This window comes from Nocardioides sp. Root682, assembly GCF_001427795.1.
Classification (GTDB): Bacteria; Actinomycetota; Actinomycetes; order Propionibacteriales; family Nocardioidaceae; genus Nocardioides.
Window position 1 is genome coordinate 332,905 of the sequence record NZ_LMHJ01000003.1, and the last position, 22,549, is coordinate 355,453.

The 22,549-nt window shown below is 63.4% G+C and carries 24 protein-coding genes; 11 read left to right on the plus strand and 13 right to left on the minus strand.

Annotated elements, in window-relative coordinates; all coding sequences use genetic code 11:
- Positions 1 to 138: 138 nt before the first annotated feature.
- From ASD84_RS16825 to ASD84_RS16855, 7 genes are all read right to left on the minus strand, one after another.
- Positions 139 to 1,266: a 2-oxoacid:ferredoxin oxidoreductase subunit beta gene (locus tag ASD84_RS16825; protein ID WP_056712946.1), complete on the minus strand. Its 1,128-nt coding sequence runs from the start codon at positions 1,264 to 1,266 to the stop codon at positions 139 to 141.
- On the minus strand, positions 1,263 to 1,598 hold the full coding sequence (fdxA, locus tag ASD84_RS16830) for a ferredoxin (protein WP_056712948.1): 336 nt from the start codon (positions 1,596 to 1,598) through the stop codon (positions 1,263 to 1,265). Before fdxA ends, ASD84_RS16825 begins: the two co-directional genes overlap by 4 nt.
- On the minus strand, positions 1,598 to 3,559 hold the full coding sequence (locus ASD84_RS16835) for a 2-oxoacid:acceptor oxidoreductase subunit alpha (RefSeq protein WP_056712950.1): 1,962 nt from the start codon (positions 3,557 to 3,559) through the stop codon (positions 1,598 to 1,600). Before ASD84_RS16835 ends, fdxA begins: the two co-directional genes overlap by 1 nt.
- 5 nt (positions 3,560 to 3,564) lie before the next feature.
- Positions 3,565 to 4,560 (minus strand): PDR/VanB family oxidoreductase, encoded by a 996-nt coding sequence (locus ASD84_RS16840; protein WP_082573712.1) that lies wholly within the window; start codon positions 4,558 to 4,560, stop codon positions 3,565 to 3,567.
- A 72-nt stretch (positions 4,561 to 4,632) separates the two neighbouring features.
- Complete coding sequence (locus tag ASD84_RS16845) at positions 4,633 to 5,793, minus strand: aromatic ring-hydroxylating oxygenase subunit alpha (RefSeq protein ID WP_162251552.1); 1,161 nt, start codon at positions 5,791 to 5,793, stop codon at positions 4,633 to 4,635.
- Between the two features lie 152 nt (positions 5,794 to 5,945).
- Positions 5,946 to 6,764: an alpha/beta fold hydrolase gene (locus ASD84_RS16850; RefSeq protein ID WP_056712954.1), complete on the minus strand. Its 819-nt coding sequence runs from the start codon at positions 6,762 to 6,764 to the stop codon at positions 5,946 to 5,948.
- Complete coding sequence (locus tag ASD84_RS16855) at positions 6,761 to 7,144, minus strand: nuclear transport factor 2 family protein (RefSeq protein ID WP_056712959.1); 384 nt, start codon at positions 7,142 to 7,144, stop codon at positions 6,761 to 6,763. Before ASD84_RS16855 ends, ASD84_RS16850 begins: the two co-directional genes overlap by 4 nt.
- 75 nt (positions 7,145 to 7,219) lie before the next feature.
- Between ASD84_RS16855 and ASD84_RS16860 the strand changes: the two genes are divergently transcribed.
- Genes ASD84_RS16860 through ASD84_RS16885 form a run of 6 tightly spaced genes read left to right on the plus strand, consistent with a single transcriptional unit; the run spans position 7,220 to position 12,300 of the window.
- Positions 7,220 to 8,053, plus strand: a complete 834-nt coding sequence (locus tag ASD84_RS16860; RefSeq protein ID WP_056714765.1) for a 2-keto-4-pentenoate hydratase — start codon at positions 7,220 to 7,222, stop codon at positions 8,051 to 8,053.
- Positions 8,054 to 8,069: 16 nt separating this feature from the next.
- On the plus strand, positions 8,070 to 8,798 hold the full coding sequence (locus ASD84_RS25185; protein ID WP_156392055.1) for a 2-keto-4-pentenoate hydratase: 729 nt from the start codon (positions 8,070 to 8,072) through the stop codon (positions 8,796 to 8,798).
- Positions 8,795 to 9,235 carry a cupin domain-containing protein gene (locus ASD84_RS16870; protein WP_162251553.1) on the plus strand — a complete coding sequence of 147 codons (441 nt, stop codon included), beginning with the start codon at positions 8,795 to 8,797 and terminating at the stop codon, positions 9,233 to 9,235. The genes ASD84_RS25185 and ASD84_RS16870 overlap by 4 nt, the downstream gene beginning before the upstream one ends.
- Before the next feature lie 57 nt (positions 9,236 to 9,292).
- Positions 9,293 to 10,519: a cytochrome P450 gene (locus tag ASD84_RS16875; protein WP_162251554.1), complete on the plus strand. Its 1,227-nt coding sequence runs from the start codon at positions 9,293 to 9,295 to the stop codon at positions 10,517 to 10,519.
- Positions 10,516 to 11,391 carry an alpha/beta fold hydrolase gene (locus ASD84_RS16880; RefSeq protein WP_056712968.1) on the plus strand — a complete coding sequence of 292 codons (876 nt, stop codon included), beginning with the start codon at positions 10,516 to 10,518 and terminating at the stop codon, positions 11,389 to 11,391. Before ASD84_RS16875 ends, ASD84_RS16880 begins: the two co-directional genes overlap by 4 nt.
- Positions 11,392 to 11,430: 39 nt before the next feature.
- On the plus strand, positions 11,431 to 12,300 hold the full coding sequence (locus ASD84_RS16885) for an SDR family NAD(P)-dependent oxidoreductase (protein ID WP_200954620.1): 870 nt from the start codon (positions 11,431 to 11,433) through the stop codon (positions 12,298 to 12,300).
- Positions 12,301 to 12,322: 22 nt separating this feature from the next.
- Here ASD84_RS16885 and ASD84_RS16890 read toward each other — a convergent pair whose 3' ends face one another.
- The 6 genes from ASD84_RS16890 to ASD84_RS24825 all read right to left on the minus strand — a co-directional run bounded on the left by ASD84_RS16890 (position 12,323) and on the right by ASD84_RS24825 (position 17,365).
- Positions 12,323 to 12,982: a GntR family transcriptional regulator gene (locus tag ASD84_RS16890; RefSeq protein WP_162251555.1), complete on the minus strand. Its 660-nt coding sequence runs from the start codon at positions 12,980 to 12,982 to the stop codon at positions 12,323 to 12,325.
- Positions 12,983 to 13,061: 79 nt separating this feature from the next.
- Positions 13,062 to 13,787 (minus strand): alpha/beta fold hydrolase, encoded by a 726-nt coding sequence (locus ASD84_RS16895; RefSeq protein ID WP_082573722.1) that lies wholly within the window; start codon positions 13,785 to 13,787, stop codon positions 13,062 to 13,064.
- A 155-nt stretch (positions 13,788 to 13,942) separates the two neighbouring features.
- A complete protein-coding gene (locus ASD84_RS16900; RefSeq protein ID WP_162251556.1) occupies positions 13,943 to 15,157 on the minus strand; it encodes a CaiB/BaiF CoA transferase family protein in 1,215 nt (404 codons plus the stop codon).
- On the minus strand, positions 15,154 to 16,191 hold the full coding sequence (gene dmpG / locus ASD84_RS16905) for a 4-hydroxy-2-oxovalerate aldolase (protein ID WP_056712975.1): 1,038 nt from the start codon (positions 16,189 to 16,191) through the stop codon (positions 15,154 to 15,156). Before dmpG ends, ASD84_RS16900 begins: the two co-directional genes overlap by 4 nt.
- On the minus strand, positions 16,188 to 17,096 hold the full coding sequence (locus ASD84_RS16910; protein WP_056712976.1) for an acetaldehyde dehydrogenase (acetylating): 909 nt from the start codon (positions 17,094 to 17,096) through the stop codon (positions 16,188 to 16,190). The genes dmpG and ASD84_RS16910 overlap by 4 nt, the downstream gene beginning before the upstream one ends.
- Entirely contained in the window at positions 17,093 to 17,365 is a 273-nt protein-coding gene (locus ASD84_RS24825) for a YbaB/EbfC family nucleoid-associated protein (RefSeq protein WP_162251557.1), read from the minus strand. The genes ASD84_RS16910 and ASD84_RS24825 overlap by 4 nt, the downstream gene beginning before the upstream one ends.
- Before the next feature lie 63 nt (positions 17,366 to 17,428).
- On the opposite strand from ASD84_RS24825, the gene ASD84_RS16915 reads away from it, so the two are divergent.
- Genes ASD84_RS16915 through ASD84_RS16935 form a run of 5 tightly spaced genes read left to right on the plus strand, consistent with a single transcriptional unit; the run spans position 17,429 to position 22,200 of the window.
- On the plus strand, positions 17,429 to 18,280 hold the full coding sequence (locus tag ASD84_RS16915; protein ID WP_056712978.1) for an NAD(P)-dependent oxidoreductase: 852 nt from the start codon (positions 17,429 to 17,431) through the stop codon (positions 18,278 to 18,280).
- Entirely contained in the window at positions 18,273 to 19,256 is a 984-nt protein-coding gene (gene meaB / locus ASD84_RS16920) for a methylmalonyl Co-A mutase-associated GTPase MeaB (protein WP_056712979.1), read from the plus strand. The genes ASD84_RS16915 and meaB overlap by 8 nt, the downstream gene beginning before the upstream one ends.
- Before the next feature lie 18 nt (positions 19,257 to 19,274).
- On the plus strand, positions 19,275 to 20,852 hold the full coding sequence (locus ASD84_RS16925; RefSeq protein ID WP_056712982.1) for a methylmalonyl-CoA mutase: 1,578 nt from the start codon (positions 19,275 to 19,277) through the stop codon (positions 20,850 to 20,852).
- Entirely contained in the window at positions 20,852 to 21,277 is a 426-nt protein-coding gene (locus ASD84_RS16930; protein WP_056712984.1) for a cobalamin B12-binding domain-containing protein, read from the plus strand. Before ASD84_RS16925 ends, ASD84_RS16930 begins: the two co-directional genes overlap by 1 nt.
- Entirely contained in the window at positions 21,265 to 22,200 is a 936-nt protein-coding gene (locus ASD84_RS16935; protein WP_056712989.1) for a VOC family protein, read from the plus strand. Before ASD84_RS16930 ends, ASD84_RS16935 begins: the two co-directional genes overlap by 13 nt.
- Positions 22,201 to 22,549 lie beyond the last annotated feature (349 nt).

A 22,549-nucleotide genomic window follows, 5' to 3' on the forward strand; every position in this document is an offset into this window, starting at 1 on the left:
GCGATGGAGGGCCGTGCAGCTATTCCATCGACGATATCATATCGGAACGAGCGTCGTGAAGGTCTTCAAAGCCGTGGAACTGCGACGAAACGCCCCTTCCTGTAGGACGGGACGCCTCGTCGGGTTACGGACCTCGGGTCAGTCGATGGTCCAGGTGTCGCCGGCGTTGATCAGCGCGGTGAGCCGGTCCTCGGCGCTGCCGCTGACCTTGGCGGCGGCGTCGCTGACCTGGGCGCGGGCCTGGTCGTCGTACGTCGGCCGCTCGACCTGGCGGAAGATGCCGATCGGGCTGCGGTTGAGGTAGTCCGCAGCCGTGAGACGCGAGATCGCGAACGCGGTCGACGGGTCCGGGTCGTGGGCGTCGTGGACCAGGATCGCCTCGGTGGAGATGTCGGCGGTGTCGACGACCTCGATGTTGCCCGAGGCCGAACGGACCAGGGCCTTGTCGCCCAATCCATTGAGCGGGCCGGCTTCGTCGCGGACACCGAAGGTGATCGGCTCGCCGTGGTTCAGCGGGATGATCGCGTAGTCCTTCTCGCCCTTGTGGTCGCCCATGCCCTTGATGGCGTCGAAGGCGCCGTCATTGAAGATCGGGCAGTTCTGATAGATCTCGACGAACGACGTGCCGCGGTGGGCGGCAGCAGCGGAAAGCACGGCCGTGAGGTGCTTGCGGTCCGAGTCGATGGTCCGTGCGACGAAGGAGGCTTCGGCGCCCAGGGCAAGGGACACCGGGTTGAACGGGTGGTCCAGCGAGCCGACGGGCGTGGACTTGGTGACCTTCCCGACCTCGCTGGTGGGGGAGTACTGGCCCTTGGTGAGGCCGTAGATCCGGTTGTTGAACAGCAGGATCGTCATGTTCACGTTGCGGCGCAGGGCGTGGATCAGGTGGTTGCCACCGATCGAGAGTGCGTCACCGTCGCCGGTGACGACCCAGACGGACAGGTCTTCGCGGGCGGTGGCGATGCCGGTCGCGATCGACGGCGCGCGGCCGTGGATCGAGTGCATGCCGTAGGTGTCGAGGTAGTACGGGAACCGCGAGCTGCAGCCGATGCCGGAGACGAACACGATGTTCTCGCGGCGCAGGCCGAGGTCGGGCAGGAAGCCTTGGACGGCCTTGAGGACGGCGTAGTCACCGCAACCGGGGCACCAGCGGACCTCCTGGTCGGAGGTGAAGTCCTTGCCGGTCTGGGTCACGCCCTCGTCGACGGCGGGAATCAGTTCGGTGCCGGTGCGGGCGCCGGGAAGCGGCAGATCGATGGTGCTCATACTCGGACCTCGCGGCTCGATCGGTGGGGGTGTTCGGCCACGAAGGGGTGGTCGTGGTCGCTCACATTCGCATTGGCCGCTCCGCCCGGAGAGCCGACGTGAGCGAAGAAGTCGGCGTTGATCGCAATATAGGCCTGAGTCTCGTCGCTGAGGTCGTCCTCGTAGAAGATCGCTTCGACTGGGCAGACCGGCTCGCATGCGCCGCAGTCGACGCACTCGTCTGGGTGGATGTAGAGCATCCGCTTGCCCTCGTAGATGCAATCGACTGGGCATTCGTCTACGCATGCACGGTCCTTGAGGTCGATGCAGGGCTCAGCGATCACGTAGGTCATCAGCTCGCTCCATCCGGTGCGGAAAGCATGTTGAGTCCGTGTTCGCCGAGGTCGACGTCCTTGCCCTCGGCTTCGCCGACGAGCGCGCCGACGGCTTCGGCCAGTTCGGCGGCCTTGAGCGGCAGGCCGTAGACGTGGTTGTAACCGATGGCGTCGACGAGGTACTCCGCGCGCAGCATCTTCGAGAGCTGGCCGAGGTTCATCTCGGGGACCAGCACCTTGTCGTACTTCTTGAGGATGGCGCCCAGGTCGTTCGGGAACGGGTTGAGGTGGCGCAGGTGGACCTGCGCGACGTTGTAGCCGGCGCGACGGACGCGACGGCAGGCAGCGCCGATCGGGCCGTACGTCGATCCCCAACCGATGACCAGGACCTTTGCCTCGCCGGACGGGTCGTCGATCTCCAGCGGCGGGAGGGAGTTGGCGATCCGCTTGATCTTCTCCGCGCGGATCCGCACCATCCGGTCGTGGTTGACCGAGTCGTAGGAGATGTTGCCGTGGCCCTCGCCCTTCTCGAGCCCGCCGATGCGGTGCTCGAGGCCGGCAGTGCCGGGGATCGCCCACGGACGTGCGTACGTCTGCTCGTCGCGCAGGTAGGGCCAGAACTCGTCCGGCTCGCCGTCCGCGCTCTTCTTGGAGACGTGGTTGGGCGTGGTCGCGAAGTTCGGGTCGATGACCGGCAGCTCGTCGATCGAGGGGATCTGCCAGGGCTCGGAGCCGTTGGCGAGGTAGCCGTCGGACAGCAACATCACCGGGGTGCGGTAGGTGACCGCGATCCGGGCTGCCTCGACGGCGGCACCGAAGCAGTCACCGGGTGACTGCGGCGCGACGATCGGGACCGGCGCCTCGCCGTTGCGGCCGTACATGGCCTGCAGCAGGTCGGACTGCTCGGTCTTGGTCGGCAGACCGGTGGAGGGGCCACCGCGCTGGACGTTGATGACCAGCAGCGGGAGCTCGGTCATCACGGCCAGGCCGATCGCCTCGCCCTTGAGCGCGATGCCGGGGCCCGAGGTGGTGGTGACTCCCAGGGAGCCGGCGAACGAGGCCCCGATCGCGGCACCCACGCCGGCGATCTCGTCCTCGGCCTGCAACGTGGTCACGCCGAAGGACTTGTGCTTGCTCAGCTCGTGGAGGATGTCGGTCGCCGGGGTGATCGGGTAGGAACCCAGGAACACGGGCAGGCCCGAGCGGACGCCTGCGGCGACCAGACCGTAGGACAGCGCCAGGTTGCCGGTGATGTTCCGGTAGGTGCCGGACTTCATCTTCGCGGGCTTGATCTCGTACTGGACGACGAAGGTCTCGGTCGTCTCACCGAAGTTCCAGCCGGCCTTGAAGGCGGCCAGGTTGGCGCCGAGGATGTCGGGGACCTTGGAGAACTTCTTCTCCAGGAACTTCACGGTCGGCTCGGTCGGACGGCCGTACATCCACGACAACAGACCCAGCGCGAACATGTTCTTCGCGCGCGAGGCGTCCTTGCGGGACAGCCCGAACTCCTTGACCGCCTCGACCGTGATCCCGGTCAGGTCGACCGCGTGGACCTGGAAGTCGCCCAGCGGGTCGTTCACCTCGCCCAGCTGGTCGAGCGGGTTGGCGTCGTACCCGGCCTTGTCGAGGTTGCGCTTGGTGAAGTCAGCGGAGTCCACGATGATCGCCGCGCCCTTGGGCAGGTCGCCCAGGTTCGCCTTCAGTGCCGCCGGGTTCATCGCCACCAGCACGTCGGGACGGTCACCGGCAGTGCGGATGTCGTGATCGGCGAAGTGGATCTGGAACGACGAGACACCCGGGATGGTGCCCTGAGGGGCCCGGATCTCGGCGGGGAAGCTCGGCAGGGTGACCAGGTCGTTGCCGAAGACGGCCGACTCCTGGGTGAAACGGTCACCGGTCAACTGCATGCCGTCACCGGAGTCCCCGGCAAACCGGATGATCACCCGGTCCAACTGCTTGACCTGCTTCTCGATGGTCATGGCAGTCACAGATCGATGACCAGGCGGTCGGAAAGGGCGCGGCTGACGCAGAGCATCATCGTGTCGTTGGCCTCGCGCTCTTCGTCGCTGAGCACCTCGTCTCGATGGTCGATCTGACCGGAGAGAACCGACACTTCACACGACCCGCAGGTTCCCTCGTGGCACGAGTAGGGGTGGTTCAACACAACTTCGCGGACCACATCGAGGGCGTTGTCATCTGGACCGACCTCAAGCACAAGACCGCGACGCCCCAACTCGATCTCGAACGGGCGCTCACCCGCTTCGGGTGCCTCAGGCTGCTTGCCCGACGCCGAGAACCTCTCCAAGTGGAGATCTATGCCGAGATCGGAACACACCTGCTCGACAGCCTCGATCATCGGCTGAGGGCCGCAGCAGTAGACGGCGGTGCCCTTTGGGGCAGCGGACAGAATCTTCACCAGGTCAGGCAGACCCGCAGTGTCCTGTGGGACTAGCGATACGCGGCCAGAATCGAGCGCAAGCAGATCGTCAGCGAATGCCATCGCGCTGCGCGATCGCCCGCCGTAGATCAGTTCCCACGAACTTCCTGCTGCCGCAAGATCGCGGGCCATTGCAGAGATCGGGGTAATGCCGATACCTCCAGCCAGCAGAACGTAGTGGTCGGCGGCAATCAACTTGAACCTGTTGATGGGGCCACGCACGGCAATCTGCTGACCGACAAGGCCGCTGTCATGAACTTCGACAGAGCCGCCCCGACCGTCCGGAACTCGAAGGACTGCCACGGTGTACTCGTCGTCAGCCCCGATGTCGCCGCACAGTGAGTATTGACGAAGCAGACCCGAGGGAAGTTCGAGCTCAAGATGCGCTCCGGGGCTCCAGCGCGGGAGGGGATCCCCGTCTGGATGCACGAGATGCACCAGCACGACGTCATCGGTCGCGCGGCTGACTGCGTCCACGACAAGGTTCTGCGCCACGGCGGCGTCAGGCTCCAGGGTGGAAGTGGGGTTCGATTGGGCGGTCACGAGAGCATTCCTTGATGTGGCGTGGAGTGTTGGACGGTAGGTGCCATCGATGTCGACGGCGGAGGACTCGGCTCAGTCCGCGTCGGGCTTGCGGGAGTGCTCGGTGACGAGCAACCGATAGGCAAGAGGGAACGCGTCTGAGGACGAGAACTTCTCCTGCGGCTCCTTGTAGCTGATCTCTTCAACGATTCGCTTGTCCTGACCCGAGAAGTTCCGGTGCTGCTTCCAGTCGTAGTACAGGACGTAGTTCAAGCGGTGGCGCAACCGACGCAGGGGCGTCGCGGGGTAGGAGGTGTTGTAGTAGAAGATCCAGCTCTCGTCTGCGTTCTTCGGCGTTACGGCGCGAGAGTAGACGTGAGTCTGATAGTCGAACCGGAAAGTCGTCGGAAGGTGGACTCCCAGTGACCACTCCTCGTCCTTGACCATCCAGTCGCGCTCCTGGCGCAAGTGGCGGCGCAAGAAGCCCATCACGTGCGAGAGGTGCAAACGGACCTTCGTCCGAGGGAACTTGGCGCCGCCCAGCCCGGGGTAGGTCTCCTGGAACTCGGCGCGCTCGATGTTCGTCTTGCGCTTCTGTTGTGAGTCCTGGAAGTCAAAGAAGCGAGTGTTCTCGAAGACCAGAGCACGGCCATTGACGATCTTCGTGGGCGGACGCTCGGGGCCCATGTGGAGCAGCAGGTTGAGGCCGTGCTCGTCCTGGCTGAGGACCTCAAGTGAGTTCCGATGAACATAGAAGGCGTGCGAGTCCTGGAGGTTTTCCAGTGCGGGCCGCCAGTTGGCCTTCCACCGCTGCTGAGAGAAGAGGACCAGTGACTTGGGGTCGAAAAACTCCGGCGGTACGTCCTCAGCGATTGGAGACGGCTTGCCTTCGCCCATCCAGATGAAGACCAATCCCTTGTGGGTCTGCGTGGGGAAGGATCGTGCATCGGCCCCGCGCCGGCCGATGTAGCGCGAGCGTGCCCCCTCGCCGAGGAATGCTTTCGCCTCGCCGGTCTCGTCGAAAGTCAGACCGTGGTACGGGCAAGTGATGGTGCCGGCGAAGTGGCACTTTCCCTGCGCGAGGGAGGCGTTGCGGTGGGGGCACCAGTTGGAAAGTGCGACAACCTGGCCCTCCTTGCCGCGGAAGAAGACAACCTCTTGGCCGAGGAGCGTGCGACGTACACCCTTGCGGCGCGGGACCTTGCGATCAGCGATGGCCGGGTACCAGTACTCGGTCATTCCCAACTCGGGCATGGCGTCACGCAAGCCCAGCCCTCCAGCGGGACGTGTAGCTGCCTTGGGGCGTGATGCTCGACTTCCGGTGCTCTGGGCAGCGGTTGTCGATGCCTCGACCACGGGTGTCGACTCCGGGGTGGCGGTGCTTTCGACTGACATTCGAATCTCCTTCAGCGGACGATGTGGTCGGAGTGCGATGAGATGAAGTTGATAACCGCGGTGTTCCAGGTCTTGGGATCCTCGAAGTAGACAGAGTGTTCGCCTTGGAGTACTTGGAACTCGGCGTGCGGAATCAGGTTGGCCGTGGTGCTCATGACGGTGGGCGGGCACAGACGGTCGCCATGTGCGGCGACGACGAATGTCGGAACCTGGATCTGACCCAATTGCTCGGCCGAAAAGCTCGATGCGGCCATGGCGTCGAGCATCTGCATCGTGGGCGGCTTGCTTCCGAAGCTTGAGATCTGGTTGTAGAGGATCGCGAGACTGGGATGCCGGTCGCAGAACTGCTCGGAAAGGACCGGGTGTCGATCGCGGACGCTGAACGGCGGGACTGCACCCTTCAACGACTGAGTGTGGCTGGGGTCTGCGCCTGCGAGGGTTGTCGACAACGTGAGCGAGCTGACAGCCGTCGGATGCTGCAGTGCGAACTCCATGGCGACAAACGCACCCATTGACTGCCCGATGATGTGGGCTCGCTCGACCTCAAGTGCTGCAAGTACGGCGGCTAAGTCGCTGGCTGCGGTTTCGATGCCGACCGATTCCTTGCGGGCAGTGGAGTTGCCGAAGCCGCGCTGATCCCACGTGATTACCCGGAAGCGTTCAGCGAAGTCGTCCGTCTGCTGCCACCAGACCGCATGGTTCCCTCCGAGACCGTGGCAGAAGACGACAGCTTCGCCCGAGCCAGTTGACTCGACATAGATGTCCTCACCGTCGGAGGGGACCAAGTAGGCCAGCCGAGCCGTGTCGGGGGTAGCGATGTCGGTGTTCATGCGCGCAGCGCCTTGTCTGCGTACAGCGTGTCGCCGTACTCCCAACCTGCCGCAACCTTGCCGCTCTCGATGCGGAGCAGGAAGTGATAGGCGTTCTGAAACTCGCGACCATGGGTTGTGGTGCCGGTGCCGTTCGCCTGGATGGACACACGGTCGTCCTGGGCGGTCACCGAATCGATGTCGAACCTGAGCCCGGCCGGGAACAGCTCGTGCATTGCAGCAAGCCAAGCACGTGCGGGAATGGCACCACGCTTGCTCAACAGCCACCAGGTTGCCGTCGGCGTCAGGAATGACTCGGCTGCCGCGAAGTCGCCGTTTCCGAGCGCGGCGAGCAGGCCGGTAGCGGTTGCGGTGGTGGTGTCCGTCGTATCGCTGCTCATGGTTGGTCCTTGACGTTGGCGGGTTACGTGCAGGTCCGCTAGCGGATCTTGGAGGCTTACGATATCATATCGCTCATGGCTTACAACCCGTCGACCGATGACCAGATAGAGGTCATCGAACCGACCCTCAATGCGGCCGAACTGGCCGAACTGGCTAGCGATCTTCGGTCGGCCGAGGTCGATTGCGCGCCCATCGGACGGCTCAGTGATCGATATCCCTGCATGACCGTTGTCGACTCGTACGAAGTTCAACTGCTCAACATTCGGGCACGCGAAGAAGCCGGCACTGTCGTACGCGGCCACAAGATCGGCCTCTCCTCACGCGCAATGCAGATCATGATGGGAGTCGACGAGCCCGACTACGGACACCTGCTGTCCGACATGTTCGTGCCAGAGCACGTCCCGATCCAGGCGTCAAAGCTGTGCGCGCCTCGCGTCGAGGTCGAAATTGCATTCGTCCTGCAAGAGACCCTGCCGGGCATCGGATGCACGATCGCGGACGTCCTGCGCTGCACCGACTACATCGTTCCGGCACTAGAAATCATCGACTCCCGAATCCAGAACTGGGACATCGGCCTCGTCGACACCATTGCGGACAACGCCTCATCTGGCCTCGTCGTACTGGGCAGCGCTCGTACCGATCCTTCGTCCGTCGACCTGCGCACGGTAGGCGCCGTCCTTCGCAAGGACGGCGACATCATCGCCACAGGAGCCTCAGGTGCCGTCCTTGGGAACCCCGCCGCCGCCGTGGCATGGCTTGCCAACAAGGTCCACTCGTTCGGCGTGCGGCTTGAGAAGGGCCACGTGATTCTTCCGGGCTCATGCACGCGGGCATACGACGTTGCGGCCGGCGAGACCGTTCGGGCCGACTTTGACGTACTCGGTTCGGTAACAACGACCTTCAAGTGACGAGGTGAGCTAATCAATGACGAGCATTGTGAGTGCTGGAACGACGCTGCTCGAAGCACAGCGCCGCCGCAAGTCGCACCTCCACGATCGATGGCTTGCCGGCGAAAGTGTGGTGGGCGTCAAAGCGTCTCTGACCAGTGCTGCCGCCCAGGCCCGGCTGGGGGCGCCCCATGTTCAATGGGGTTGGCTGACCGATGCCATGGAGCTCGAGAACGGTGCCGTGGTTACTGCTCAAACTCGTCGAGTAACCCGGGTCGAAGCGGAGCTCGCCTTCGTGCTCGGAGCGGACCTTGTGGGCCCCGGCGTTACTCGCCGCGACGTGTTGGCCGCAACCAGAGCAGTGTTGCCCGCCCTCGAACTGCCGTCCTGGAATGTCGACGAGCGCCCCACCACTCTTGATCGACTGATTTCGACCAATGCATCGGCTGACCGATTCGTGGTCGGCCAGCCCTGTCACAACTTCGCCGACCTGGACCTCAGCCTTCTCGGCGTCCTCCTCGAAATCAACGGCGAAGTCGCAGGATCCGCAGCTGGTGCAGCTGCCATGGGTGATCCGGCACAAGCAGTTGCCGAGCTCGTCAACGCCTTGGCGAGGGACGAGCAAGGCGAACTCAACGAAGGAACCATCGTGCTCACTGGCGCACTTCTCCCACCTATCGACCTCCAACCCGGTATGAGCATCACCGCAACGTTCGCTCACCTGGGCTCTGTTGAAGTGACCTGCCGCGGAGCGGGGGAGTGGTGAGCATTCCAGTCAAGGTCGCCATCGCCGAGGCCCGCGACAACGAACCGCATCTTCTGGCCACCGACGTCGAATCACGGGTCCTGCCGAGCGGTCGAGCCCTGGCCGAGTTGTGGCGAACCGGAGCACTCGTGTCCGGACCTTCAAACGAACCAGACAACGAGGCATTCCCTGGCCCGGACGGTGCACGACTCTGGGTGCTCACGGTTCCGCCCGACGGCCCCAACACACCGCCGTTCCACGCCACGCCGACAGTGGACCTCGGCTTCGTCATCTCGGGCAGCGTGACACTCGACGTCGAAGGTGCGGCCCAACTTGAACTCGGCCCCGGCGACGCATTCGTCCAATCAGGACAAAGCCACCGCTGGCTGAACCGAGGCACCGAGGACGTCGTCATCGGCGTGGTCGTGGTCGGAGTCGCGCCCACTTCATCGAGCTGACCCGTCACTTCTCGGGACCCGTCCCAACGAACGCCAGCAATGCAGAAGGAGCAAACAATGTCCGCAGAAGTAGTACCCGTGAACGAACCATTGGTTCGAGATGCAACGAGGTACCTCACCGATCCCGAGTTCCGCCAGGATCCTTGGGCCTTCTTCCAGCGCTCCCGCGTGGAGGCGCCGGTCATTAAGACGGATGTTGGCATCTGGCTCGTAACCGGGTTCGACGAAGCTAACCAGGTCCTGCGGAACGACGTGCTCCTGAGCCGACGCGAGGCTGGGCTCAAGCACGTCGTCGTCGACTCTCCCGAGGAACGACTCGTCTTCACTTCGCGCATGCTTTACAACGACCGTCCCGAGCACACCCGCTTGCGGCGCCTCGTCGCGCAAGCCTTCACTCGCGGCGGGATCTCGAGTTGGCAGGACAGGATCAAGGAAGTTACCGAGGCTCAGTTGGACGCAGTAGAGGGCCGCGGCGAGATGGAACTGGTGCACGACTTCGCCTACCCCGTCGTTGAGCAGGTCATCACCGAAATGCTGGGGCTTCGGCATGGCGACCTCCCACTGTTCCTCGGCTGGTCGAAGGCCATGACGGAGCCGCCTCCGGGGGGTGACCTTGACCAGTTCCGCGAAGGCGCAACCCAAGCGACTCGCGAGATCACCGCCTACGTCCGTGACCGCATGGCCGAGCGTCGCGCGGAGCCGGGAGACGACATCTTGACGAAGCTGATCCAGGCTGAGGATGCGGAGGACGGCACGCTGGCTGAGCATGAGGTGGTCGCGATGACCATCGAACTGATCTTCGCTGGCCACGAGACGACGTCCAACTTCGTAGGCAACGGCGTCGCCTGTCTTCTGGGTCACCCGGACCAGTGGCAGGCGCTCCTCGCCGACCCGAACCTGCTGTCTTCGGCGATCGACGAGATGCTTCGCTACGAGAGCCCCGCTCCAATGCCCCTGCCCCGCGTCGCAATCGATGACGTCGTCATTGGAACCGAAACCATCGGCAAGGGCGACACCGTCGTTGTGGCGCTCGCCGCAGCGAACCGGGATCCCAACGTCTTCCCTGACCCGGAAAAGTTCGACATCACGCGCCAGGACAACAACTTCATCTCATTCGGATTCGGCGCGCACTTCTGCCTCGGGTCGCACCTCGCCCGTATGGAATCAAGCGTGATCCTCACGGCTCTGATCAACAGGTTCCCGAACCTCCGTCTTGCAGGAGAGCCCCAGTGGAGCAATCACCACTTCTTCCGCGCCCTCGAGTCCCTGCCGGTGACCTGGTGACGGCCCCGACCGCCTGGCTTGAGCTCATGGGCTCGGGTGTCGCGGAGACCTACTACGACGTTCGTGGCCGGCGCACTCGCGTCCTTGAGGCAGGGATTGGCACCCCGCTCATCTTGTTGCATGGAACCGGTGGCCATGCCGAGACCTACCTGCGCAACATTGCACCGCTCTCGCAGCACTTCCGCGTTCTCGCGGTCGACATGGTGGGCCACGGGTTCACTGACGGTGCCGACGGCGAGTACACGATGGACACCTTCGCCGACCACATCGCGGACCTCATCGACGTTCTCGATGTAGGCCAGGTCTTCCTGTCGGGCGAGTCCTTGGGCGGAGGCGTTGCCTGCTGGACCGCTCTGAAGTACCCCGCAAAGATCAAAGCGCTGTCCCTGAACACGGGAATTCTGGCTCGACCGGATGAGAAGGGACTCGCTGATCTCGCCGACATCGAGGCTCGTACCAACCGTCTTGGTCAGGACCTGACGCGGGAGGCGATCAGGTCGAGGCTTGAGTGGCTGGTCTACGACAAGTCCGCAGTTACCGACGAGCTCGTCGAGATCCGTCATCGGGTGTACTCGCAACCGGGCATGGTCGAGCGCATGGTCAAGGTGATGCGCACGGTGCTGCAGATGAACCGCGATGCGTTCGGCGACGTCGACTACTACGACCACACTCTTGCCAAACTCCAGTGCCCGGCGCTCGTCGTCTGGACGGATCACAACCCTGGCAAGAGTTTCGCCGCTGTGAAGCCGGCCATCGATGCGATCCCGGAGAGGGAGGTCCATCTCCTCAAGGGTGCTGGACATTGGCCGCAGTGGGAAAAGTTCGATGAGGTCAACGAACTCATGACCGAGTTCTTGAAGCGCCAGGAGTGAGTAGTTCACATGCTTCGATTTGATGGCAGGGTTGCCGTCGTGACCGGCGCCGGCCGAGGAGTTGGTGCGGCGTACGCCCGGCTCCTCGGCTCGCGCGGCGCGACGGTCGTCGTGAACGATCTCGGTGTCAGTCCAACGGGCACAGACCCCTCAGGTGGACCTGCGCACGAGGTCGTCGCCGAGATCGAGGCGGCCGGCGGCCGCGCCATGGCCGACACGCGTTCGGTCGCTTCCCCTGAGGGGGCCGAGGGTCTCATTGAGGCCACGATTGCCGCATATGGCCGCGTCGATGTCCTTATCCACAATGCTGGGCGAGTGCATGGCAACTATGACGAGTTGCGGACTCTCAACATGGACGCCACACATTGGCTAACGGAGGCCGTTTGGCCTCACATGCTTGAAGCCGACTACGGACGGATCCTCGTGACCACGTCGAGCGCGGGGCTCTTTGGCACCGCCGTCGGGACCGACTACAACACCCTCCAGGGCTACGGTGCGGCCAAGATGGGAGCTCTGGGTCACACCCGCAGCCTCGCGATCCGTGCGCGTTCCACGGGCATCAAGGTCAATGCTGTGTCGCCTCATGCGTACACCCGGCTCGCAGCTGGCCTCGAACAGACTCCAGAGTTGGCATTCATGGCGACTCATTCCACACCCGAGCGCGTTGCACCAGGCAGCGTGTACCTGGTGCACGAGTCTTGCCCAGTCAGTGGCGAGATCTTCGCGATAGGCGCTGGACGAATGGCCCGGATCTTCATCGGTGAGACCGTGGGCTACGTGAACCCTGACCTCACTATCGAGGACGTGGAGGACAACTTCGCTGCGATCATGAACGAAGCCGGCTATCACGTGCCCCGTGACATGTCCGAGATCACCGCGATCTATAGGAAGGTGGCGACGGGCCAGTGATCCGAGTGCCGGTCGACGGGCTCTACTGCCAGTAAGCGGTCGTGAACAACGCGCCCGCGGCCACACTGTGCTTGATTGATGCAGCCCGGGCGGCCTCGCGATCGCCGGCGTCAACGGCCTTGATCAGGTCTGCTTGCCACTTGTCAGCCTGCTCGATCCATCCAGGCACATCGAAGTTGACGTCCGGGAAGTAGTTGAGGCAGTTGCGCACCAGCACTCCGATGGTCGGTGACGCGGCAGTCTGGTTCAGTGCGGTGTGGAAGCGGCGGTTCTCTCGGGTGAGCACCTCAAGGCGACCTTCGGCCATTGCTGCCTGGTAAGCCTCATGCCTGCCTTGAAGGGTCTGAACCAGGCTGTCGGTGCGGGCGTCGCACGCCCTAGCCGCCATCTCTCCCGCAAGGACGCCGTGAGCCCAGTAGATGTCGCGAATGCCCTGCTCGGTTGTGGTGGAGACCTCGAACGACCTGCTGGCTGACGCAACAACCATCCCATCAGCAACGAGGCGCAAGAGCGCCTCGCGAATCGGCATCGTGCTGATGCCCAGCATCTCGGCCAACTGCGCCTGAGTGATCCGCCGGCCCGGTTCAAGTTCGCGAGAAAGAATCATCCGGCGTAGGCGCTCGGTGACCGTATCCGTCAGCGATTGAGGGCGGATTGGTGCGTGGGAACTGTCAGACGTCACCTGAAACATGATATCGCAGATCGAGAGAGCGAACCAGTTGCCGTGTTTCCGTCGGTCAGGCGATCCAGGCCCCGATTTCCTACAGTCGCATTTCCAGCGCCAGTAGAACGTCAGCAAAGCCACCAGGATCCGACAGGAAGGGCGAATGCCCACCGTCGATCTCGATCGTCTCCATCGACCGGCGAACTGAAAATTGTCGCTGCTGGGCCACCGGGAGAGTTCGGTCGTCGCGTGTCAATACGTAGCCGGAGGACACCAAGCCGATCGACGGCGCAACGCGGACGGTGTCGGTCATTGGACCGCTGGGCTGCGGCGATAGACGAGATGCAGCATCCGCGGCGATCACCTCATCGCAGTCTTTGTAGAAGTGGTCGATCGAGTCCGATCGTTCAAGGTGGAACGCGAGGCCGTCCCGCGTGGGCTTGAGCCTCGAGGACAAGCCGCCCGGCGGCAGGGCGCCCAAGATCGATAACGCGGTCTCACCATCGTTCGGCACCAAAGCTGCCACATAGATCAGGGCCGCGACTTGCTCAGGCGTCTCCGATGCGGCGACGGTCGAGGACAAGCCGCCCATTGAATGGGCAACGAGGGTTACAGGTTCACCGATCTCGGTCACGGTCGCGCGAATTCGATCGACGTAGGACGCCATGCCTACCTCGCCCAATGGCGTCATGTCGTCACCGCTGCCGGGCATGTCGATTGCGGTCGCCCATCGCCCGCGCGCTTCAAGTGCCGCGATAGTGGGCCGCCAGCACCAAGAACCATGCATGGAACCGTGAATGAGGAGTATCGGTCGGCTACGCATGGGATCTCCTTAGCCGCAGCGGCTGATCTGATCATGAATCGTCGGAACCGTTTGGAGACGCTCCGTGCATGGGCGATGCCAAACCAGACTGTGTGTGATGCGACGCACGGTGCGATCGTGCCGACCGGTCACACACATCTCGGCATGGTTCGACTTCATACGCGAGCGAGGCCATCTATTACGACGCCCCTGGCGATCAAGTCATCGACCAGCTCGCCGGACAGGCCGGCATCGATGAGCACCTCGCGTGAATCGGCTCCCAAGATCGGTGCAGGACGCCCAGCGATCGTCGCATCCAGTGGAACTGGGCCACGGGTGTGAAGGAATTCCGTCCCCCGAGAGTCGACGCTCGACACCACCAGCGACCGTGCAGCTGCCTGTGGATCGGCAAGGGCATCGTCGATCGACTTGACCTCCTCGCACGGGACGTGAGCACTCGAGAGGAGATTTACCCAGTGCTGGCTGCTCGATTCCAGGAACAGGGCTTGCAGCGCGGACACCAGAACGGGCCGGTTCTCTGCTCGTCCTGTGTTCGTTCGGTAAGCCGGCAGATCCATCACCCCCGGTCGATCAACAGCCCCGCAGAACCGTTGCCACATGGGGTCGTTGCCAATGAAGAGCGATACATGTCCGTCGCTAGTCTCGAAGGTTTGCGCGGGCACGATGGACGGATGCGAGCCGCTCGGCTGGCGGGCCGGCGTGTACCCGCCGTTGAGATTCCATGCCGCGATGTAGGTCAGCATCGACATCTGCACGTCGTACAAACCCAGGTCGACATGCCGACCTCGCCCTGTTCGGTCGCGTTCAACCAAGGCCGCGGACACCGCTAGTGCAGCTGCCAGACCGCCGCTGTGATCGACGTAGGAAATGCCTGCCTTGCCGGGCGCGGCCCCAGGCTCACCGGTCAGGCTCATGACCCCAGTGCGCGCCTGAATCGTGTAGTCATAGCCAGGTCGTTTCGCCTCGGGCCCAGTACTACCGAACCCGCTCAACGAGCACGACACGATCCTGGGATTCACCACAGACAGCGAGTCGTGGTCGAGCCCAAGCTTTGCCATTACGCCCGGCTTGTAGTTGTCGAGAACCACATCTGCATTCCCAACCAGAGCGAGCAACGTCTCTCGCCCTTCCTCAGTCGACAGGCGGATCGCCAGTGACCGCTTCCCCCAGTTGAGCGACTCAAAGTAGACCGACTGCTCGCGAAAACACGGCCCAACATTGCGGGCCTCGTCGGGATGTTCGGGATCCTCGACCTTCACTACATCGGCACCGAGGTCCGCCAACGCGAGCGTCGCGTATGGACCTGCGAGGAAGTGACACAGGTCGAGAACTAGCAATCCTGATAGTGGGCCAGGAACGTTTGGCGTCACGTGTCCGACCGTGCCTTCTGGCTCATCTGGATTGCGATGTCGATGATCATGTCTTCCTGACCGCCGACCAAGCCGAGCTCGCCGCAACGCTGAAGGATCGCGTGCGCCGGCACGTCGTACCGATCGCTGGCCGCCTCCGCGTGGAGGAGGAAGCTCGAATAGACGCCGGCCCAGCCCTGGACGATCGCATTCCGGTCCATCTTCGGCCATCGCCGAAGATACGGACGCACGACCTCTTCGGCGGCGGCCATGAGTGCCGGTACGTCGAGGCCTGTCTTGATGCCGTATCGGTCGAACACTGCACCGAGTACCTCGGTAGGCGAGTTGCCAGCGCCAGCTCCGAGCGCGCAGAGGGAACCGTCGATCTGCTTCACCCCGGCCTCGTAGGCGAGCACCGAGTTCGCGACGCCCAGCGAGAGGTTCTGATGCCCGTGGTACCCAACCCACGCCTCATCGCCGACCTCATCAATGAGGGCTTCGAAGCGAGCCTGAGCCTGGTTCAACAACAAGGCACCGGCCGAGTCGGTCACGTACGGGCACTGACAGCCCGCATCGACCATGATGCGAGCCTGCTCGGCCAACGATTCGGGGCTGGTGCGATGCGCCATCATTAGAAAGCCGGCGGTCTCCATGCCGAGATCCCGCGCCGCCTTGAAATGCTGGACCGAGACGTCGGCCTCGGTGCAATGCGTCGCGATGCGAACGACCTCCGCGCCAGCGTCATGGGCTCGCTTGAGGTCGTCCACTGTGCCAATGCCGGGCACAAGGAGCACGGCGATCTTCGCTGACGAAGCCTCATCGCGAGCCGCAGCGATCAGATCGAACTCGTCGGTAAGCGAGAATCCGTAGTTGAAGGAGGACCCGCCTAGGCCGTCGCCATGCGCGACTTCGACGATTTGAATGCCTGCCGCGTCCAGCGCTCGCACTGTATGACGGACCTGTTGCTCAGTGAACTGGTGCGACATCGCATGGCTACCGTCGCGCAAGGTCGTGTCAGTAATACGAACGTCAAAGGTGATGTCGGGCCGGGTCATGCCGGGACCTCCTGAAGGTGCTGCGCCATGAGTTCGCCAACACGGGCGGCGGCGGCGGTCATGATGTCGAGGTTCCCGGCATAGGGCGGGAGGAAGTCCCCGGCGCCCTTGACCTCAAGGAACACTGCGACCCGGGAGAAGCCATCCCACTGGCCGCGGGGATCGTCGAACTGAGGATCAGCTCGCAATGCGTAGCCCGGCACGTATTCCTGGACTGCCCCCACCATTCGATGGATCGATTCGCTGATGGCGTCGCGATCAGCATCGGGCGAGATTGCACAGAACACGGTGTCGCGCATGATCATCGGCGGTTCCACGGGGTTCAAGATGATGATCGCCTTGCCCCGTTTCGCACCACCGACGACCTCGACGGCTTGACTGGTCGTCTGAGTGAACTCATCGATGTTCGCGCGCGTTCCCGGACCGGCGGAGCGTGAGGACACCGATGCAACGATCTCGGCGTACGGCACCGCTGTGACGCTTGAGACCGCGGCCACCATCGGGATCGTTGCCTGCCCGCCGCAAGTGATCATCGAAACGTTGGCGGCAAGACGGTTCTCATTCAGGTTGACCGGGGGACAAACCATTGGCCCGATGTGGGCCGGAGTCAGGTCAATCGCCTGGATTCCGGCGGCTTCGAATCTGGGAGCATGAGAGCGATGGGCAGTGGCGGAGGTTGCCTCGAACACCAACTCTGGTAGCACATCCTGACGCAGCAGCCAGTCGACTCCCTCAGAAGACGCTTCGACGCCGAGGTCCCGGGCGCGAGTCAACCCTTCTGACTCGACCACCCCCACCATGTACGCGACGTCGATGCGGTCGCTGCGGCGGAGCTTGTACAGAAGATCTGTCCCGATGTTGCCCGGACCGACGATTGCGGCCGTGACCTTGCGTGGCTGACTCATTCTCCTGCTTCCTTGTGGGCTGGTGGGGAACTGACGAGGTGAAGACGCTCCGGCGTCGTCAACGCCAGTCGCTCCTGTGCGTCGTTCCAGGCAGCGACGACCATGTCGCCGCAGTTCTCAAGGCCGGGTGGGTCAAAGGGCGCGTAGTCACCTGGTTGCAGGTGGACGCCGAGGAGCTCGCCGCTCAGGCTTAGCGTCACCACGACCAAGCCGTCGGGCGCGGTTCCTTGAACGGTGTCGGGCCCAGAAGAGCCGGTTTTGGTAGTCACGCTGAGTCGCCTCCTAGCGCACTGTCGAGTACTGTTCGATATGATATCGCAAAAGGAGTTGAGATGCAGGCAGGGTTCATCGGACTAGGCGACATGGGCGGCCGGATGGCAGCACGAATACTCAGCGCTGGGCTACCCCTCACGGTGTACGACCCCAACCCAGACGCCTCGCGAACACTTGCAGAAGGCGGTGCCGTGATCGCCGAGTCCGCGATAGACGTGGCAGAACGCAGCGACGTGATCTCCGTCTGTGTGGCCACGGGCGACCAGGTCCTCGCCGTATGCAACCAACTCCTACCCGCATTGGCGCCAGGCAAGACCGTCCTGATTCACAGCAGTGTCTCGCCAGCCGTCGTACGGTCGGTCGCGACACAAGTCGAAGAGTCGGGCGCAGAACTCCTCGACGCCCCCGTTAGCGGGTCGCGCCCGGCAGCGGATGCAGGAACCCTGACCCTCATGATCGGGGGGAAGGCCGAGGTTCTAGCCAACGCCCGACCTGTCATTGACACCTTCGCAGGCCACGTGTTCCACATGGGGCCCGTCGGAGCCGGACAAGTCATGAAGCTGGTCAACAACGTCATGCTCCATATGGACCACCTCATCGCACTCGAAGCTCTTCGCTTCGCCGATTCAATGGGCCTCGAAGAAGCCACTGTTCTTGACGTCGTCAACCAGTCAACAGGCCGATCTTGGGTCACTGAAAACCTGTCAGTCGTTGACGACATCCTCCGTGACCACCCACAAGCCGACTCCGACGGCATCTTCCGCATGATGTCCAAGGACATGTGGGAGGCCGTCGTCAGCAGTCGCGAAACCCTGACGCCGATGCCACTCACGGCTGCAGGTGTGCAACTCTCCGCAGGCCTGTGCCGGGCACGTCTCGATCATCTAGTCGAACGAGCGACAGATGGCTGAGGACACAATGAGCACGCCCACCGTGGCCCGCCCTTCCCTCGACGACGAGCTCCATGCCGCAACGCAAGGCAACGTTCGATCCATCGGCCGGCTTGTAAGCGCAGTCGAGAACGCAGACGCGACCGTCCTCGCCGCCATCGCCACGCGAAAGGTCGGCGCCCCGCTAGTTGTCGGACTAACCGGGCCCCCTGGAGTCGGCAAGTCAACAGCGACCGACGGCCTCATCGCCCACTATCGAGCAGCCGGCCGTACCGTCGCTGTGCTGGCCATAGACCCCACGTCGCCGTTGACCGGCGGTGCCATCCTCGGTGACCGGATCCGAATGCTTCGCCACGTCAAGGATCCTGGCGTCTACATCAGGTCCTTCGCTGCCCGCCGACAACTCGGTGGACTCGCCGAGACAACAGAGACAGCGATCCGCCTGCTCGCCGTAATCGGCTTCGACATCATCCTCGTCGAAACGGTCGGCATCGGCCAGAGCGAAGTCGACATCGCCCGCGTTGCATCGACGACCGTCGTGCTAGTCAGTCCACGAGGCGGCGATGGAATGCAGGCCGTCAAGGCCGGCGTCCTTGAGATCGCTGACATCTTCGTCGTCAACAAGGCGGAACTTCCCGGAGCCGAGGAGACCGTACGCGACCTCACTGAGGCCCTCGCGCACCGCAGGCCTGCGCCCGACTCGTGGCGGCCGCCCATCGTGCGGGCGTCGGCCGCGACACCGGGAGGGCTCGATGACCTAGCCATCGCCTTGGAGCAACACCGCGAATGGTTGGAGCACCACCCCGTCCAGCCTGGCCAAGTTCGCGCAGAGCTGGTCCGTCGAGCCCTCAAGGACGCCGCAGTCGATCGGTTCCGGCGCGCCCTGGCGGTTCCCGACGACGCAGTCGCCCGCGTCCTTGAAGGCGTGACGCCTGTCGACGCAGTCATCGACGAACTCGTGCTTCTCGGCCGATCTAGCCGACCCATCACGTTGTGATATGATATCGCAGTGCCTATGAATGACGTGACCACAGACGCCGGGCTTCCGGTCCGGCCCGTCTATGAAGCGGATGCCGTAGACGCGTCCCGCATCGGCCTGCCGGGCGAATCGCCCTTTACGCGGGGCAACTTCAAAGACGGCTACCGCCACAAGCTCTGGACCTTCCGTCAGTACTCCGGATTCGGAACCGCAGAGGAATCCAATGAGCGCTACCGCTATCTCCTGAGTCAGGGCGGCACTGGGTTGTCGGTCGCGCTGGACCTCCCGTCCCAGTGTGGCTACGACTCAGACGACTCCGACGTCGAGGAAGAGGTTGGCAAGGTGGGTGTCGCGATCGACACCCTCGCCGACGCCGAGATCCTCTTCGATGGCATCCCGCTGGACTCCATCAGCACAAGCTTCACGATCAACGGAACTGCCGCAATCATTCTCGCGATGTACGTCGCCGTCGGAGAGAAGCAGGGCGTCCCGCGCGAAAAGCTTCGCGGCACTATCCAGAACGACATCCTCAAGGAGTACACCTCCAGAGGTACCTGGATCTGGCCGCCGGTTCCTTCGTTGCGACTCATTGCCGACACGATCGAGTTCTGTGCGGCCGAGGTTCCCCGATTCAACGCCATCTCGGTTGCCGGCGCCCACTTCCGCGACTCCGGCGCCAACGCCGCCCAGGAAATGGCGCTGACTCTCCAGGACGGCATTACGTACTGCGACGAGGTTGTCAGCCGCGGGCGGATGACCATCGACCAGTTCGCGCCGCAGATCTCCTTCTTCTTCTACACGCATGGCGATTTCTTCGAAGAGATCGCCAAGTACCGTGCTGGCCGCCGCCGCTGGGCCGAGATCGTGACCGATCGGTTCGGTGCCAAGAACCCGAAGTCGGCGATGTTCCGATTCGGAGTGGTTTGCGGTGGCGCCTCGCTGTATGCGCCTCAGGCACAGAACAACCGCGTCAGGGTCGCCTACGAGGCCATGGCATCCGTGCTCGGTGGCGTGCAGTCTATGTTCACAGCCGCCTGGGACGAGCCGTTCGCGCTGCCCACTGAAGAGTCCACCACATTCGCGCTTCGAACCCAACAGATCCTTGCCTACGAAACGGGTGTCGCTCGGACGGTTGACCCGCTCGGCGGCTCGTACTTCGTTGAGTCCCTCACGGACGACATGGAAGATCGCGTCAAGGCCATCATGGCTGACCTTGAAGCGCAGGGGGGCATGGTCAAGGCGATTGAGTCCGGCTACGTACAACGGCTCATCGCTGAAGAGGCCTATCGCTCGCAGCTCGCCCTCGAAGCTGGCGAGCGGCTCGTGGTCGGCGTCAACAAGTTCGCGGACGGGCAGCCCCCGCCGGACGCCATCGGATACGAACTAGATGCCGAGAACCGCAAGCGACAGATGGACCGCCTCGCCGACGTCAAGAAGCGTCGGGACGACGGTCAAGTCAGCGAAACCCTCAACGCCCTGGGAAGGGCAGCCCGAGGAACCGACAACCTGATGAGCTACCTCATTAACTGCGTGAATGCCTACTGCACGGTGGCGGAAATGGTGGATGTGTTGAAGTCCGAGTGGGGCGAGTTCGAACAGCCGAGGGTCTTCTGATGGCCGCTCGAATCCTTGTAGCGAAGCCTGGCCTTGATGGGCATGACCGAGGCGCAAAACTGGTCGCAGTGGCCCTCAGGGATGCAGGGTTTGAGGTCATCTACACCGGCATTCGGCAACTCCCGGTCGACATCGCCACGATCGCCGTTCAGGAGAACGTCGACATGGTGGGCCTATCCATCCTTTCCGGAGCGCACATGGCCCTGGTGCGAAAGACGATCATCGCCCTCGAAGAGGCAGGCGGCGGAGACATCCCCGTCGTCGTCGGAGGCACCATTCCGTCATTCGACGTCGAACCGTTGCAGGAACTCGGCGTCCGTGCCACGTTTCCGACAGGCTCCAGCCTCACCGACCTCGTCGCAGGAGTGCACAAGGTGCTGGATCAGCACGCTGCAGAGACGGAGGGCACCTCATGGACATCGTGACCAGGCTGGGGTATCTCGCCGTTGGTGTCGACAACCTTGAGGAAGGCACCGAGTTCTACTCACGGTTCGTCCGGCTCGACCTCAGCGAGCAGGTTGGCCGAACGGCCTTCATGACCGGCGGGACCGAGCATCACTGGCTGCGCCTCGAAGAAGGCAACGGCCAGGGCCTCAAGCGGATCGGCTACGAGGTCGCGTCCGAAGATGCCCTCGACGTCGTGCGCGGACGCTTGCAGGCAGCAGGAATCACCTTCACCGAAGGTGGCGACATCAAGCGCGAACGAGTGCACCGGTGGATCCGCTTCATCGACCCTGGCGGCTTCTCAATTGAACTGTATGTGGGCATGGTCGAACGAGGTGTAGCGCCCATCAACAACGGCGTCACGCTTGAGAAGTTCTTGCACGCCGCCTGGGCCGCACCCAACTGGGAAGCGAACACCGCCTTCTACCAAAAGGTCCTCGGCTTCAAGGCATCCGACTGGATCGGAGACCGGGCCGGATTCTTCCGCTCCGCCGACCGCTACCACCACTCCTTGGTACTACTGAACGGCCAGCGCCCGGCGTTCAACCACTTCTGCATCCAGGTCGAAAGCCTCGACGACGTCATGCGTGCCCGCAACAACGCGCTGCGTTGGGGGGTCCACCTGCGTGACGACCTGCTCCGCCACGCTCCTTCAGGCTCCATTGGGGTCTACCTAAAGGACGAGACCCGCGGCTTTGCGGTCGAGTTCTGCGTTGGCCACCCACAGCTTGATGACACGCACCAGGCCCGCAACTTGCCGATGAGTCCCGAAACCCGCGACGTCTGGCTGGCCGAACTTCCCGACCACCGTGTTGCCGAACGACTCACATCGGCCCGAGAAGCCGTCGAGGTGCAGTCGATCATCAGCGCCTCAGATCCGGCATCGCTGGTTCAGCAACGCTGAATCAGGCTGCCGTGGCGCGGGGAGCGGCGCTGCCTGCGCCACGGCTACTGACTCATTTGAACGGTTGATCCGTCAGGCCAGCCTCGGTGCCGTCGCGCGGTTGCTGCTGTCGATTGGATTCAGGCCCAGGACGATGTCGATGTTGGCCGACGGCCTGTACTGACGGTCGCTGTGGCGCTGGATGGCCCGACGTCGGCGCGGGTAGGAAGCGCCCTGCCCGGCGTGGCGATCACGAGCGGGGTTCGCTCTGCGGGGGTTGTAGAGGATGCGGGCACCGTCCTTGGTAGGACGCCGTTCACCGGCGGACGTAGTGGCCCTGGGCAGTCACACGGTCGGGTCTTCGCGAGAA